Origin of the sequence: Pseudomonas fluorescens (assembly GCF_001307275.1) — a bacterium.
GTDB classification, from domain to species: Bacteria; Pseudomonadota; Gammaproteobacteria; order Pseudomonadales; family Pseudomonadaceae; genus Aquipseudomonas; species Aquipseudomonas fluorescens_AA.
Genome location: NZ_CP012831.1, coordinates 3888486 through 3903886, shown reverse-complemented (window position 1 = coordinate 3903886; position 15401 = coordinate 3888486). Strand labels below are relative to the sequence as shown.

Sequence of the window (15401 nt, the reverse complement as noted above, 5' to 3'; positions counted from 1 at the left end):
GTTCTTGATTAACAGGGACTGGCTGCATAACAGGGCAGGTCATAACAACTAGGCCGCTTTGCGCACAACTTGAGTGCACTTATTTAGACACTCGGAACTTTGTATGCCTGCACACGGCACTGTGGCGCCTGCATTCCACACTTCCGAGTGCTCGATGACCGCTGAACACTATTAACTCCGGCCATTTAATGGCGTGAAAACAGAGGTAAATGCGATGCGCATTAGCATATTTGGTTTGGGTTACGTCGGTGCAGTATGTGCCGGTTGCCTGTCTGCACGGGGCCATGATGTAGTTGGCGTGGATGTCGCCAAAGACAAAATCGACATGATCAACGCCGGCAAATCGCCAATCGTTGAACCGGGTCTTGGCGAGCTGTTGGCGCAAGGCATTCAAACTGGCCGACTGCGCGGCACGACCAACTTCGCCGAAGCCATTCGCGATACTGACTTGTCGATGATTTGCGTCGGTACACCGAGCAAAAAGAACGGCGACCTGGAACTGAACTACATCGAAGCGGTGTGCCGCGAGATCGGTTTTGTCCTGCGTGACAAGACCACCCGCCACACTATCGTAGTGCGCAGCACCGTATTGCCAGGCACCGTGGCAAACGTTGTCATCCCGATCCTGGAAGACTGCTCCGGCAAGAAAGCCGGCGTCGATTTCGGTGTCGCGGTCAACCCTGAGTTCCTGCGTGAAAGCACCGCGATCAAAGACTACGACCAGCCGCCAATGACCGTTATCGGTGAGTTCGACACCGCCTCCGGTGACGTCCTGCAGTCGCTGTACGAAGAGCTCGATGCGCCGATCATCCGCAAGGACATCGCTGTCGCCGAGATGATCAAGTACACCTGCAACGTGTGGCACGCCACCAAGGTGACCTTCGCCAACGAGATCGGCAACATTGCCAAGGCCGTCGGCGTCGATGGTCGTGAAGTGATGGACGTGGTCTGCCAGGACAAGACCCTGAACCTGTCCCAGTACTACATGCGCCCAGGCTTCGCCTTCGGCGGCTCCTGCCTGCCCAAGGACGTTCGCGCCCTGACCTACCGCGCCGGCGCCCTGGACGTGGAAGCGCCGCTGCTCAACTCGCTGATGCGCAGCAACGAGTCCCAGGTGCAGAACGCCTTCGACATCGTTTCCAGCCACGACAAGCGCAAAGTCGCCCTGTTGGGCCTGAGCTTCAAGGCCGGCACCGACGACCTGCGTGAAAGCCCGCTGGTGGAATTGGCGGAAATGCTGATCGGCAAGGGTTTCGACCTGAAGATCTACGACAGCAACGTCGAATACGCCCGCGTCCACGGTGCGAACAAGGATTACATCGAGTCGAAGATTCCTCACGTCTCGTCCTTGCTCAACGCCGACTTCGACTCGGTGATCGACAGCTCCGACATCATCATCCTGGGTAACCGCGACGAGAAGTTCCGCGCGCTGACCGAAAACGTACCGGAAGGCAAGCAGGTCATCGACCTGGTCGGCTTCATGTCCAAGGCCACCAACCCGAGTGGCCGGACCGAAGGCATCTGCTGGTAAGTCTGTTTGCCGGCCGGGGCATGCCTCGGCCGGCCTTTCGCCTGCCTTAACCCATCGGGCCGCCCACAAGGCCCGCCCGAGATAGAGACGGATGCAGATTATGCACAGGCTAAAGCACGGCCTGCTTCAGGCCGCCGGTTGGCTGTTTTACTTGAGTTTATTGATGGGCATCGCCATGGCGCTGCCCACGTCCACGTTCGACTCCGAATCCAAGGACTTCATCTTCCTGATCGGTGCCGTGGGCATCTGGCGTTACTCCATGGGAGCGACGCATTTCGTGCGCGGCATGATCTTCCTGTACATCGTCTACCCACACCTGCGCCGCAAGGTCCGCAAGCTGGGCAAGGCGGCGGATCCGTCCCACGTGTACCTGATGGTCACCAGCTTCCGGATCGACGCGCTGACCACTGCCCAGGTGTATGGCTCGGTGATCCGCGAGGCCATCGACTGCGGGCTGCCCACCACCGTGGTCTGCTCCATCGTGGAAATGTCCGACGAATTGCTGGTCAAGAGCCTCTGGGCCCGCATGAACCCGCCTGCGCGGGTCAAGCTGGACTTCGTGCGTATCCCTGGCACCGGCAAGCGTGACGGCCTGGCCTACGGCTTCCGCGCCATCTCCCGCCACCTGCCGGACGACCGCGCCGTGGTCGCCGTGATCGATGGCGACACCGTGCTCGCCGAAGGCGTCGTGCGCAAGACCGTGCCGTGGTTCCAGTTGTTCGGCAACGTCGGCGGCCTGACCACCAACGAGTTCTGCGAAGTGCGCGGCGGCTACATCATGAGCGAGTGGCACAAACTGCGCTTCGCCCAACGCCACATCAACATGTGCTCCATGGCCTTGTCCAAGCGCGTGCTGACCATGACCGGGCGCATGTCGGTGTTCCGCGCCACCGTGGTCACCAACCCGGACTTCATCGCCGACGTGGAAAGCGACTCGCTGCAACACTGGCGCCTGGGCCGCTTCAAGTTCCTGACCGGCGACGACAAGTCGAGCTGGTTCAGCCTGATGCGCCTGGGCTACGACACGTTCTACGTGCCCGATGCGGCGATCAACACCGTCGAGCATCCGCCGGAGAAGAGCTTCATCAAGGCCAGCCGCAAGCTGATGTTCCGCTGGTACGGCAACAACCTGCGGCAGAACTCCCGGGCACTGGGCCTGGGCATGCGCCGTCTGGGCCTGTTCACCTCGGTGGTGCTGTTCGACCAGCGCGTGTCGATGTGGACCTCGCTGCTGGGCCTGACCGTGGCACTGATCGCCAGCTTCAAGTACGGCACCGCGTTCATCCTGGTGTACCTGCTGTGGATCGGCATCACCCGGTTGCTGTTGACCCTGTTGCTGTCGTGCTCCGGACACAAGATCGGCCCTGCCTACCCGGCGATTCTCTATTACAACCAGATCGTCGGGGCCCTGGTGAAGATCTACGTGTTCTTCCGCCTTGACCAGCAGTCCTGGACCCGCCAGCCCACCTCACTGACCCGTGATCTCGCCAGCTTTCAACGTTGGTTCAACACTTGGTCGTCTCGGACCATGACCTTCTCCGCCGGCAGCATTTTTGTCGCCGTGCTGCTGACGATGGTCTGACCGGACTTGAATGAATTAACTAGGAAATCGCCCCTATGAACACCGCCGTGAATGTCAACGTAGTGCATGAATCCGAAGCCCAGCGCCAACATGCCCGGGTCAAAATCCCGGCCAAGCTGCGCTTCTTCGGCCCCGACCGCACGCCCATGGAAGTCAAGGTCCTGGACCTGTCCGCCGGTGGGCTGTGCTTCAACGCCGGCCAACTGCCGCTCAAGGTTGGCGAGACCTACAAGGCTCGCCTGCAGTTCGTGATCGACAACCTTGGCCTGGCCATGGACGTGGAGTTGCAGATCCGTTCCTACGACCGCCAGACCGGCCGCACCGGTTGCCAGTTCCAGAACCTGGAGCCGCGGGACATCTCGACACTGCGTCACATCATCACCTCGCACCTGGCCGGCGACATCGTCGGTGTCGGTGACGTGCTGGCGACCCTGCAGCGCGACAACTTCACCAAGGCCCGCAAGCAGAAAGACGAAAACGGTGGCATGAGTGCCATGGGTCGCCTGCGCGCCGTGACCTTCAGCCTGGGGGTCTTCGTCGTTGGCCTGGCGGCGTTCGGTTTCATCTTCAAGTCGGTGTACGGCATGTACTTCGTCAGCCACGCCCAGGCCGGCCTGGTGAACGTACCGGGCATGGCCATCACCATGCCGCGCGACGGCACCGTGCAGAGCCTGGTCAAGGCTGACGGTGTGGCCGCCAAGGGCGCCCCGCTGGCGACCTTCAGCACCAGCATGCTCGACGTGCTCAAGGGTCACCTGGACGACAACCAGTTGCAGCCGGCCAAGGTCGAGGAGCTGTTTGGCAAGCAAATGACCGGCACCCTGACCTCCCCGTGCGACTGCATCGTGGCCCAGCAACTGGTCGCCAACGGCCAGTACGCCAGCAAGGGCGACGTGATCTTCCAACTGGTCCCACGAGGCACCGAAGCCAACGTCGAAGCGCGCTTCTCCTATCGCCAGTTCAGCGACGTGCGCCCAGGCACCCCGGTCAGCTTCCAGGTCGCCGGCGAAGACACCACCCGTACCGGCAAGATCGTCAGCAGCACCAGCCTGAAAAGCGCCGACCTGTCTTCCGATATCCGTGTGCTGATCCAACCTGACGAACCCCTGGACAGCTCGCTGGCCGGCCGTCCGGTTGAAGTCACCAGCGACCGTGGCCCGAACCTGAACTGGCTGATCGACAAAGCCATGGCCGTCGGTATTTAAGTCGAGGATATGCCCGTGACCACTCCACAAAACAACAATGCACCGCATTCCCTGTGGGAGCGAGCTTGCTCGCGATGGGATCGACGCGGTCTGTCTGGTACACCGAGCGGCCTGCATCGCGAGCAGGCTCGCTCCCACACAGGATATGCGTTGTGTGCTCTGGCGCTGGCAGTCAGTCTCAGCGGCTGTGCCGGCCTGCCCGACCAGCGCCTGGCCAACGAAGCGCTCAAGCGCGGCGACACGGCGCTGGCGCAGCAGAACTATCAGCAACTGGCCGACCTGGGCTACAGCGAGGCCCAGGTGGGCCTGGCCGACATCCAGGTGGACAGCCGCGACCCCGAGCAGATGAAAAAAGCCGAGGCGACTTACCGCGCCGCGGCCGATATCTCGCCACGGGCCCAGGCTCGCCTGGGTCGCCTGCTGGTGGCCAAGCCCGGCTCCACCGAAGCGGAAAAACACGAAGCCGAAGGCCTGTTGAAGAAAGCCTTCGCCAACGGCGAAGGTAACACCCTGATCCCGCTGGCGATGCTGTACCTGCAATATCCCCACAGCTTCCCGAACGTCAACGCCCAGCAGCAGATCAGCCAATGGCGCAGCGCCGGCTACCCGGAAGCGGGCCTGGCGCAGATTCTGCTCTACCGCACCCAGGGCACCTACGACCAGCACCTGGATGAAGTCGAGAAGGTCTGCAAGGCCGCGCTGGCGACCACGGACATCTGCTACGTCGAACTGGCCACGGTCTATCAGAAACGCGGCCAGCCGGAACAGCAGGCCGCATTGCTCAAGCAGATGCAGGACGGTCACGCCCGTGGCGTCGTATCTGCCCAGCGCGTGGACAGCGTCGCCCGTGTCCTGGCCGATGCCAGCCTGGGCAAGACTGACGAAAAGACCGCCCAGTCGTTGCTCGAAGGCATCGCCCCTGGCTACCCCGCTGCCTGGGTCAGCCTGGCGCAACTGCTCTACGACTTCCCGGAACTGGGTGACGTCGACAAGATGATGCAATACCTGGAAAACGGCCGCGCCGCCGACCAGCCTCGCGCCGAGCTGTTGCTGGGCAAGCTGTACTACGAAGGCAAGTGGGTCCCGGCCGATGCCAAGGCCGCCGAGGCGCATTTCCAGAAAGCCGTTGGCCGCGAAGTGGCCGCCGATTACTACCTCGGCCAGATCTATCGCCGCGGTTACCTGGGCCAGGTGTACTCGCAAAAAGCCCTGGACCACCTGCTCAAGGCCGCCCGCAACGGCCAGAACAGTGCCGACTTCGCCATTGCCCAGCTGTTCTCCCAGGGCAAGGGCACCAAGCCCAACCCGGTCAACGCTTATGTGTTCAGCCAGTTGGCCAAGGTGCAGAACACCCCGCAAGCCACCGAGCTTGCCCAAACCCTCGAAGCACAATTACCGCCGGAACAACTTGCACAAGCCCAGCGCCTGCTAAAACAAGAGCAGGCCATTCGCGGCGCCATGAGCCCCGATACGCTGGAACTGCAAGCCCTAAAAGAAGATGACGGCGAGGAACCTCTATGAAGCCTTTGAAGCTCAATCCTTTCGTGCAGGCCGGAATTGGCCTGACGTGTGCCCTGCTGTGGTCCTGCCCGACCCTGGCGGCCCTGACCGACACCAAGAATTTCGGCCTGGAAGTGAAGATCACCGGCCAGTCCGAAGACGACCGTGACCTCGGCACCCAGAGCGGTGGCGACGTCAACGGTGTCGGCCTGGACCTGCGTCCCTGGGTCTACGGTGAAAGCGAAAGCGGTGCCTGGAGTGCCTACGCCATGGCCCAGGCCGTGACGTCCTCCGACATCATCGAGACCGACACCCTGCAGCAGTCCGATGGCAGCACCCAGCAAACCGACAGCGGCGATCGCGAAGCCAAGAAAAGCTACCTGGCCATGCGCGAGTTCTGGATCGGCTACCGCGGCCTGACCCCCTACCCGGGCGAGCAGTTGAAGTTCGGTCGCCAACGCCTGCGCAATGACGACGGCCAATGGCGCGACACCAACATCGAAGCCCTGAACTGGACCTTCGACACCACCTTGCTGCGGGCCAACCTCGGCGTGGCCGAACGCTTCAGCGAATACCGCACCGACCTCAAGGAACTGTCCCCCAAGGACAAGGACCGCCTGCACGTCTATGGCGACGTGGGCTACCAGTGGATGCCAGGCCAGTGGGCCGGTATCCGCGCCCACCACTCTCATGACAATGGCAGCCTCGACTACCCGACCCCGGGCGAAGCCACCGACACCCTGGACAAGACCCAGAACGGCGACTTGACCTGGCTCGGCCTGGAAGCCAACAGCGACGCCTACAACTGGCGCAACACCAACACCGTCAACTACTGGGCCAGCATCACCGGCATGACCGGCGACCGCGACACCGTCAACCCGCTCAACGCCGACGGCACGCGCCCGACAGAAGCCAAGCACAGCGATGATGTAGACGGCTGGGCCACTGACCTGGGTATCCGCTTGCGTCTCGACCCGCAATGGCAAGTCGGTGCGGCCTATGCCCGCGCCAGCGAGGACTACGAACAGAACGGCCTGCAAAGCAACCGCTCGAACTTCACCGGCACCCGCTCGCGGGTCCACCGTTTCGGCGAAGCGTTCCGGGGCGAAATGGCCAACACCCAGAGCGCCAGCCTGTTCGGTTCCTGGCAGTTGCGTGACGAATACGACGCCAGCCTGGTGTACCACAAGTTCTGGCGCGTGGACGGTAACAAGCCGGTGGGCAGCAACGGCATCAACGCCGTGGAAAACAACACCGATGACGTGACCGGCGCGATCCTGTCCACCTCGACCCTGCCGCTGCGTGATGGCGACAAGGACCTGGGCCAGGAAGTCGACCTGGTCGTTACCAAGTACTTCAAGCAAGGCCTGCTGCCGGCCGCGCTGAGTCAGTCCATTGATGAGCCGTCGGCGCTGGTGCGCTTTCGTGGCGGCGTGTTCAAGCCAGGCGACGCCTACGGCAAAGAGGTCGATTCGTACATGCATCGCGCCTTTGTCGACGTGATCTGGCGCTTCTGATGCGAATGGCCATGGGAGTGCCCGATATGAACCGCTACCTCAGGAACAGCCAGGCGATGAAAGGTTCGATCAGCCTGTTGGTCGCAGCGATGCTGCTGGCCGGCTCGCCGGCGTTCGCCAACGTTGAACCGGTGGTCAAACCGGGCAACGTGGTCAAGGAACTGCAACGGGCCAAGACCTACACCGTCAACAGTGCACCGACCGCACCACTGGAACTGGCCAAGCCAACCCTGCCCGACCTCTCCGGCTATACCGCCGAAGCGGTCGCGGCAAAAATCGTCCGCACCAAGCCCGGCAAGGTCAGCGTGCGCCGGATGATGCAGGAAAACGCCTTGAAGGACTTCATCGGCGGCGACAACAAGATGGCCGAGTGGGTGGTGCGTCAGCACGGTATCCCACAGGCCATCTTCCTCGACGATGGCTACATGAACCTCAAGGACCTGGCCAAGAAGGCGCCCAAGTACATCATCGAAACTTCGCCAGGTGTCTACCTGGCGAAGATTCCGATCGTGGTCGGCCAGAAAGGCATCCTGGAAATCGACAAACAGACCCAGGAACTGCGCCTGTCACAAGAGGGCGGCTCGTTCCTGGTCAACGATGGCCATATGTTCATCCGCGACACCAAGGTCACCGGCTGGCGTGAAAAGGACAACGGCCCCGCCACGTTCCGCTCGCCCAAGGAATTCCGTCCGTTCCTGCTGGCCTGGGGTGGCACCGAGACCTACATCGTCAACACCAAGATGGCGAGTTTCGGCTACGCCAACAGTAAGTCGTACGGGGTGAGTATTTCCCAGTACACGCCGAACATGGCCAAGGTCCTCAAGCGTCCGGAACCGACCGGCTGGATCATCGGTTCCGAGTTCTCGGACATGTGGTACGGCTTCTACTGCTACGAAACCCGCGACTTCGTGGTCAAGGGCAACACTTACAAAGACAACATCGTCTACGGCATCGACCCCCATGACCGTTCCCATCGGCTGATCATCGCCGACAACACCGTCTACGGGACCAAGAAAAAGCACGGGATCATTGTTTCCCGTGAGGTCAACGACAGCTTCATTTTCAACAACCGCAGCTACGACAACAAACTCTCGGGCCTGGTGATCGACCGTAACAGCGTGAACAACCTGATCGCCTACAACGAGATCTACAAGAACCACACCGACGGCATCACGCTCTATGAGAGTGCTGACAACCTGTTGTGGGGCAACAAGGTGATCAGCAACCGCCGCCACGGCATCCGGATTCGTAACAGCGTGAACATCCGCCTCTACGAAAACGTGTCCATGGCCAACGGCCTGACCGGTATCTACGGTCACATCAAGGACCTGTCCGACACCGACCGTGACATCAAGCTCGACCCGTTCGACGCCGAAGTCTCGCTGATCGTGGTCGGCGGCGAACTGGCTGCCAACGGCAGTGGCCCGCTGTCCATCGACTCGCCGTTGAGCGTCGAGCTGTACCGCGTGTCCATGCTCGCGCCGACCAAATCCAGCGGCATCAGCTTCACGGGGATCCTTGGCGAACGCCAGGATGAAATCCTCGACCTGTTGGTGCGCCAGCAGAAAGCCGTGCTGATCGACCCTGTCGAACGCCAGACCGAATTGCGGGACTGAGGATGACCTTTATGAACCCACAGATGATCAAACTTTTGGGCCTGTCCGCCCTGGCTGCCGGCATTCTCGCCGCTGCAAGCGGCGCGCGCGCCGATGAAATCAAGGCACCGAGCTTCACCGCCGAACCATGCTGCAACCTGTGCCCGGCGGCCCATGACGCGAAGAACTACACCACGCGCTACCAGCAGAACTTCACCACGCTGGTGCAGGCCCAGGGCGACTGGCTGTTCCGGACCCAGGAAGACCTGCGCACCGAGTTCAACACCACCCCCGCCGGCTACAAGCGCATGCAACAGTTGCACGATGCGTTCAAGGCAAAAGGCGTCGAGCTGGTGATCGTCTACCAGCCGACCCGGGGCCTGGTGAACCGCAACAAGCTCAACCCACAGGAAAAGGCCGCCTTCGACTACGAGAAAGCCCTGACCAACTACAAATCCATGCTCGGCCGCTTCGCCCAGATGGGTTATGTGGTGCCGGACCTGTCGCCGCTGACCAACGAAAACCTGCCCGATACGCTGCCGGCCCACGATTTCTATTTCCGTGGCGACCAGCACTGGACGCCGTATGGCGCCCAGCGCACGGCCAAGATCGTCGCCGAGAAGGTCAAGCAGATCCCGGCCTTCGCCGACATTCCCAAGCGTGAGTTCGAGACCAAGAAGTCCGGCCGCATGGGCAAGACCGGCACCCTGCACAACATGGCCGGGCAGCTGTGCGGCACCAGCTATGCGATCCAGTACATGGACCAGTTCACCACCGAACCCAAGGGCGAGGCTGGCGACGGCGACCTGTTCAGCGATTCCGGCAACCCGCAGATCACTCTCGTGGGCACCAGTCACAGCGGCAAGAACTACAACTTTGCCGGTTTCCTGGAAGAAGCCATCGGCGCCGACATCCTCAACGTCGCCTTCCCTGGCGGTGGTCTGGAAGGCGCGATGATCCAGTACCTGGGCAGCGAAGAGTTCCAGAAGAGCCCGCCGAAAATCCTCATCTGGGAGTTCTCGCCGCTGTATCGCCTGGACCAGGAAACCATCTACCGCCAGATGATGGCGCTGCTGGACAACAACGGTTGCGAAGGCAAGCCGGCCCTCATGAGCAGCAAGACCGCGCTCAAGCCAGGCAAGAACGAATTGATGGTCAATACCAAGAACATGGATCTGCGTAACAGCAGCCACCAGGTCGACATCCGCTTCGCCGACACCTCGGTGAAAACCTTGCAAGCCACCCTCTGGTACATGAATGGGCGCCACGAGGATATCAAGATCGAAAAACCGGATACCTCCGACACCGACGGACGTTTCGCCTTCCAATTGCGCACCGACGAGGACTGGGCTTCGCAGAACCTGCTAGCCGTTGAAGTCCAGGGCCCTGAAGCCGGTAAAGAGCCACTGCAAATCGAAGCGAAAATCTGCAAACGCAACGCATCTCCGCAAGCCGGGCAACAAACGGCTCAAATCGGACAATGAGGTCTCGTCTCATGACCAGTACCACGCGCACCCGAACGTTGAAAACGCTGCTGGCGCCCTCCCTGCTGACCCTGGCACTGTTCGCCGGGGCCACGCAGGCCGCGGCCCCGCTGCGCCCGCCACAGGGTTACTTCGCACCGATCGAAAAGGTCAAGGCCGGCGAAGCGGCCAAAGGTTGCGACGCCACGCCGACGCCCTATACCGGTTCCCTGCAATTTCGCAGCAAGTACGAGGGCTCCGACAAGGCCCGCGCGACGTTGAACGTGCAATCGGAAAAAGCCTTCCGCGACAGCACCGCCGACATCACCAAGATCGAGCGTGGCGTCAGCAAACAAGTCATGCAGTTCATGCGTGACGGCCGCCCCGAGCAGTTGGAATGCACGCTGAACTGGCTGACCGCCTGGGCCCAGGCCGATGCGCTGATGTCCAAGGACTTCAACCACACCGGCAAGTCCATGCGCAAATGGGCGCTGGGCAGCATGGCTTCGGCCTATGTGCGCCTGAAGTTCTCCGAGTCGCGCCCACTGGCCAACCACCCGGAGCAGGCGCAACTGATCGAAGGCTGGTTCAGCCGGATGGCCGATCAGGTGGTCAGCGACTGGGACAACCTGCCGTTGGACAAGACCAACAACCATTCCTACTGGGCCGCCTGGTCGGTGATGGCCACCTCCGTGGCAACCAACCGTCGCGACCTGTTCGACTGGGCTGTCAAGGAATACAAGGTCGGCGTCAACCAGGTCGATGCCGACGGTTTCCTGCCCAACGAACTCAAGCGCAAGCAACGGGCCCTGTCCTACCACAACTATGCCCTGCCGCCGTTGGCGATGATCGCCAGCTTCGCCCAGGTCAACGGTGTGGACCTGCGCCAGGAAAACAACGGCGCCCTCAAGCGACTGGGTGACCGGGTGCTGGCGGGGGTGAAAGACCCGGACATCTTCGAAGAGAAGAACGGCGAAGAGCAGGACATGAAAGACCTGAAGGTCGATTCGAAATTCGCCTGGCTCGAACCGTTCTGCAGCCTCTACACCTGCTCCGAGGATGTGTTGGAGCGCAAGCATGAAATGCAACCGTTCAAGACCTTCCGCCTCGGCGGGGACTTGACCCGGGTGTATGACCCGTCGCGGGAGAAAGGCGAAAAAGGAAGCTGAGCCCACCCTCCCTGCCTGGCGGGGAATCCTGTGGGAGCGAGCTTGCTCGCGATGACGGTATGTCAGTCGCCACCAAAGTGAATGTCAGATCGCGATCGCGAGCAAGCTCGCTCCCACAGGGAATGTGGTCTGTTTCGAATGTAATCAACCTCCCGGTTTTCATGGGGGGGTTTGGGGGGGCTCTGGCCCTTGACTGTTGATTCAACATGGAGAGATCGGGATGGTATTTTCATCCAACGTGTTCCTGTTCCTGTTCTTGCCGATCTTTCTCGGCTTGTACTACTTGAGCGGGCAACGCTATCGCAACCTGCTGCTGCTGATCGCCAGCTACGTGTTCTATGCCTGGTGGCGTGTGGACTTCCTCGCCCTGTTCGCCGGCGTGACCCTGTGGAACTACTGGATCGGCCTGAAAGTCGGCGCCGCCGGTGTGCGCACCAAACCGGCCCAGCGCTGGCTGTTGCTCGGCGTGGGCGTGGACTTGGCCATCCTGGGCTATTTCAAATACGCCAACTTCGGCGTGGACAGCCTCAACGCCATCATCACCGGCTTCGGTCTCAACCCGTTCATCCTGACCCACGTGTTGTTGCCGATCGGGATCTCGTTCTACATCTTCGAGTCCATCAGCTACATCATCGACGTCTATCGCGGTGACACGCCGGCGACCCGCAACCTGATCGACTTCGCAGCGTTCGTGGCGATTTTCCCGCACCTGATCGCCGGCCCCGTGTTGCGTTTCCGCGACCTGGCCGACCAGTTCAACAACCGCACCCACACGCTGGACAAGTTCTCCGAAGGCTGCACGCGCTTCATGCAGGGCTTCATCAAGAAAGTGTTCATCGCCGACACCCTGGCGGTGGTGGCCGACCATTGCTTCGCCTTGCAGAACCCGACCACGGGCGATGCCTGGCTCGGCGCCCTAGCCTACACCGCGCAGCTGTACTTCGACTTCTCCGGCTACAGCGACATGGCCATCGGCCTGGGCCTGATGATGGGTTTCCGTTTCATGGAAAACTTCAAGCAGCCCTACATCAGCCAGTCGATCACCGAGTTCTGGCGCCGCTGGCACATCAGCCTGTCGACCTGGCTTCGTGACTACCTCTACATCACCCTGGGCGGTAACCGCAAAGGCACGCTGATGACCTATCGCAACCTGTTCCTGACCATGCTCCTCGGTGGTCTGTGGCACGGCGCGAACATCACCTACGTGATCTGGGGTGCCTGGCACGGCATGTGGCTGGCCATCGAAAAAGCGGTGGGCATCAACACCACGCCACGCAGCATCAACCCGATCCGCTGGGCGCTGACTTTCCTGCTGGTGGTGATGGGCTGGGTGATCTTCCGGGCCGAGAACCTGCACGTGGCCGGTCGCATGTACGGCGCCATGTTCAGCTTCGGCGACTGGTCGCTGTCGGAACTGACTCGCGCCAACCTCACCGGCCTGCAGATCGCCACGCTGGTGGTGGCCTACGTGACCCTCGCCTTCTTCGGCCTGCGGGACTTCTACACCAACCGTCCGCCGGTCAAGGCCAAGCCTGAGGTCAACACCGAGGCCAACGGCCCGGCCACCGCGCAGCCGGGGCTGATCAAGGCGGTACCGGGTGACAACCCGGCGGCGATCCATGAACCGGGCTACACCGTGGGTGTCGAAGCCCAGGTGCAACCGGCCTACTGGACCGTGGACTGGTCGCGCTACGTGATGCGCGCCCTCGTGCTGCTGCTGTTCATCGCTTCGATTCTCAAACTCTCGGCGCAAAGCTTCTCGCCGTTCCTTTACTTCCAGTTCTGAGGGATCTGAATATGACCCGCTCATTACGCATCTTCTACGTCGTGCTGTTCATGCTGATCCTGACAGCCCTGGGTATTTGGTCGATGCGCAGCTTCTTCGGCTTCAGCACCAACCCCGACGCGACTGTGCTCAACGGGCGCTGGGCCAAGGCCGTGGAAACGCACTACGACGAAGAGTTCCCGATCAAGCGCCTGGGCACCAACATCTGGGCCGCGCTGGACTACAAGCTGTTCAACGAAGGCCGCAAGGGCGTGGTCCTGGGCCGCGACCAGTGGCTGTACAGCGACGAAGAGTTCAACCCGATCGTCAACGAAGAGCTGAACCTGCAAGGCAACTACGCACTGGTCGAAGGCGTGCGTCAGAAGCTCAAGGAACAAGGCATCACCCTGGTCATGGCGATCGTGCCGGCCAAGGCGCGGCTGTACCCCGAGCACCTGGGCGAAGTGAAGCCTTCGAGCATCCACGCCAACCTCTACCAGGATTTCCATGCTCGCGTCGCGGCGGACAATATCCTTGCGCCTGACCTGCTCGGCCCGCTGCAACAGGCCAAGCAAAACGGCCAGCAAGTGTTCCTGCGCACCGACACCCACTGGACCCCGGAAGGCGCCCAGGTCGCTGCCGAGAACCTGGCCAAGGCCATTGCCGAGCGCACGCCGCTCAACGGCGAGCCGCAGCGCTTCGTCACCGAGCCTGCAGAAAAAATCACCCACAAGGGCGACCTGCGCCAGTTCCTGCCGCTGGACCCGCTGTTCGAAAACCTGATGCCAGCCCAGGAGCCGCTGGTCAAGCGCAACACCCGCGAAGCCGACGACCAGCCGGCCGGCGACGACGCGCTGTTCGCCGATGCCCAGGTGCCCGTGGCCCTGATCGGCACCAGCTACAGCGCCAACCCTAACTGGAACTTCGTCGGTGCACTCAAGCAAGCCCTGCACAGCGATGTCGTGAACTACGCCGAAGACGGCCACGGCCCGATTCTGCCAATGCTCAGTTATCTCAAGAGCGATGCCTTCAAGAACAGCCCGCCACAGGTGCTGATCTGGGAGTTCCCTGAACGTTACCTGCCTGTAAACAACGAAATCGGCGACGCCGACCCACAGTGGGTCGCAGAGCTCAAGCAAGCCGGCGCTCGCCAACAGAACGTAGCCGCCAACACCCCATCCGAGACGCCCGACCGGGCGCAAAACTGAAAGAGAGGTCCACCATGACTTTCAACACTACTCCTCGCCGTCTCGCTGCTCGCTCCTTCAAGGCCGTTGCCCTCGTCGCCAGCATGAGCGCCCTCTCGTTGTCCGCCTTTGCCGGTGACTCGGCCCTGTACGGCCCGGTCGCGCCAAAAGGCTCGAGCTTCGTGCGGGTCTATAACGCCGCCAACGCCGAAGTCAGCGCCACCGTCGGCAGCACCAATATCAGCGATGTAGCCCCCCTGGCCAGCAGCGACTTCAGCTTCATGCCCGGTGGCGACTACAGCGCCAAGGTCGGCAGCCAGACCGTGCCGGTGAAACTGGCCTCCGATCACTATTACACCCTGGTCAACAACGCCACTGGCCAGCCGCAACTGATCGAAGAACCGCCATTCAAGAACAAGCAGAAGTCCCTGGTCCGCGTACAGAACCTCAGCGACAAGGCACTGACCCTCAAGACCGCCGACGGCAAGACCGAAGTGGTGCCGAACGTGGCTGCCAAGGGCCGTGGCGAACGCGAGATCAACCCGGTGAAAGTGTCCCTGGCCCTGTTCGAAGGCGACAAGAAAGTCGGCGACCTCAAGCCTGTGGCCCTGGAGCGCGGCGAAGCGGCCGTGCTGTACGTCACCGGTTCGGGCAGCAGCCTGTCGCCAGTGTGGGTGAAACGCCCGGTGTCGACCCGCTGATGAGATTTCCTGACTGACGCTGTGCCCTGTGGGAGCGAGCTTGCTCGCGATAGCTATCTGACATTCAACATGGATGTCGATTGATACACCGCCATCGCGAGCAAGCTCGCTCCCACACTGGACACAGCTGTCATTCGGGTACGGAACAACAACAAGAGAGTGAAACGACAGAACGCAGTAGCTCTA

General features: G+C 61.5%; 11 protein-coding genes. All 11 read left to right on the top strand.

Going from position 1 to position 15401, the window contains the following annotated elements:
- The first annotated feature begins 214 nt into the window (after positions 1-214).
- The 11 genes from AO356_RS17340 (at position 215) to AO356_RS17290 (ending at position 15215) form a co-directional block, all read left to right on the top strand.
- The gene (locus tag AO356_RS17340; RefSeq protein ID WP_053124910.1) at positions 215-1531 is read left to right on the top strand and encodes a nucleotide sugar dehydrogenase; all 1317 of its coding nucleotides are present in this window, start codon (positions 215-217) and stop codon (positions 1529-1531) included.
- A 100-nt stretch (positions 1532-1631) separates the two neighbouring features.
- Complete coding sequence (gene alg8, locus AO356_RS17335; protein ID WP_371919231.1) at positions 1632-3113, top strand: mannuronan synthase; 1482 nt, start codon at positions 1632-1634, stop codon at positions 3111-3113.
- A gap of 35 nt (positions 3114-3148) precedes the next feature.
- A complete protein-coding gene (locus AO356_RS17330) occupies positions 3149-4318 on the top strand; it encodes an alginate biosynthesis protein Alg44 (RefSeq protein WP_060740778.1) in 1170 nt (389 codons plus the stop codon).
- Positions 4319-4327: 9 nt separating this feature from the next.
- Complete coding sequence (gene algK, locus AO356_RS17325) at positions 4328-5839, top strand: alginate biosynthesis TPR repeat lipoprotein AlgK (protein WP_103310896.1); 1512 nt, start codon at positions 4328-4330, stop codon at positions 5837-5839.
- 5 nt (positions 5840-5844) lie between these two features.
- Positions 5845-7335 carry an alginate export family protein gene (locus AO356_RS17320; protein WP_060743137.1) on the top strand — a complete coding sequence of 497 codons (1491 nt, stop codon included), beginning with the start codon at positions 5845-5847 and terminating at the stop codon, positions 7333-7335.
- Between the two features lie 26 nt (positions 7336-7361).
- Positions 7362-8951: a mannuronan 5-epimerase AlgG gene (gene algG, locus AO356_RS17315; protein ID WP_060740777.1), complete on the top strand. Its 1590-nt coding sequence runs from the start codon at positions 7362-7364 to the stop codon at positions 8949-8951.
- Between the two features lie 11 nt (positions 8952-8962).
- The gene (locus AO356_RS17310) at positions 8963-10414 is read left to right on the top strand and encodes an alginate O-acetyltransferase (protein ID WP_060740776.1); all 1452 of its coding nucleotides are present in this window, start codon (positions 8963-8965) and stop codon (positions 10412-10414) included.
- A gap of 11 nt (positions 10415-10425) precedes the next feature.
- Positions 10426-11562, top strand: a complete 1137-nt coding sequence (locus tag AO356_RS17305; RefSeq protein ID WP_060740775.1) for a mannuronate-specific alginate lyase — start codon at positions 10426-10428, stop codon at positions 11560-11562.
- Positions 11563-11782: 220 nt separating this feature from the next.
- Positions 11783-13348, top strand: coding sequence for an MBOAT family O-acyltransferase (locus AO356_RS17300; RefSeq protein WP_060740774.1), 1566 nt, complete (start codon positions 11783-11785; stop codon positions 13346-13348).
- Positions 13349-13359: 11 nt separating this feature from the next.
- The gene (locus AO356_RS17295; protein ID WP_060740773.1) at positions 13360-14535 is read left to right on the top strand and encodes an alginate O-acetyltransferase; all 1176 of its coding nucleotides are present in this window, start codon (positions 13360-13362) and stop codon (positions 14533-14535) included.
- A 14-nt stretch (positions 14536-14549) separates the two neighbouring features.
- The gene (locus AO356_RS17290) at positions 14550-15215 is read left to right on the top strand and encodes an alginate O-acetyltransferase AlgF (protein WP_060740772.1); all 666 of its coding nucleotides are present in this window, start codon (positions 14550-14552) and stop codon (positions 15213-15215) included.
- Positions 15216-15401: the final 186 nt, after the last annotated feature.

Coding starts and splice junctions, on each gene's coding strand:
- AO356_RS17340 (WP_053124910.1), top strand. CDS start 215: ATGCGCATTAGCATATTTGGTTTGGGTTACGTCGGTGCAGTATGTGCC.
- alg8 (WP_371919231.1), top strand. CDS start 1,632: ATGCACAGGCTAAAGCACGGCCTGCTTCAGGCCGCCGGTTGGCTGTTT.
- AO356_RS17330 (WP_060740778.1), top strand. CDS start 3,149: ATGAACACCGCCGTGAATGTCAACGTAGTGCATGAATCCGAAGCCCAG.
- algK (WP_103310896.1), top strand. CDS start 4,328: ATGCCCGTGACCACTCCACAAAACAACAATGCACCGCATTCCCTGTGG.
- algG (WP_060740777.1), top strand. CDS start 7,362: ATGAACCGCTACCTCAGGAACAGCCAGGCGATGAAAGGTTCGATCAGC.
- AO356_RS17310 (WP_060740776.1), top strand. CDS start 8,963: ATGAACCCACAGATGATCAAACTTTTGGGCCTGTCCGCCCTGGCTGCC.
- AO356_RS17305 (WP_060740775.1), top strand. CDS start 10,426: ATGACCAGTACCACGCGCACCCGAACGTTGAAAACGCTGCTGGCGCCC.
- AO356_RS17300 (WP_060740774.1), top strand. CDS start 11,783: ATGGTATTTTCATCCAACGTGTTCCTGTTCCTGTTCTTGCCGATCTTT.
- AO356_RS17295 (WP_060740773.1), top strand. CDS start 13,360: ATGACCCGCTCATTACGCATCTTCTACGTCGTGCTGTTCATGCTGATC.
- AO356_RS17290 (WP_060740772.1), top strand. CDS start 14,550: ATGACTTTCAACACTACTCCTCGCCGTCTCGCTGCTCGCTCCTTCAAG.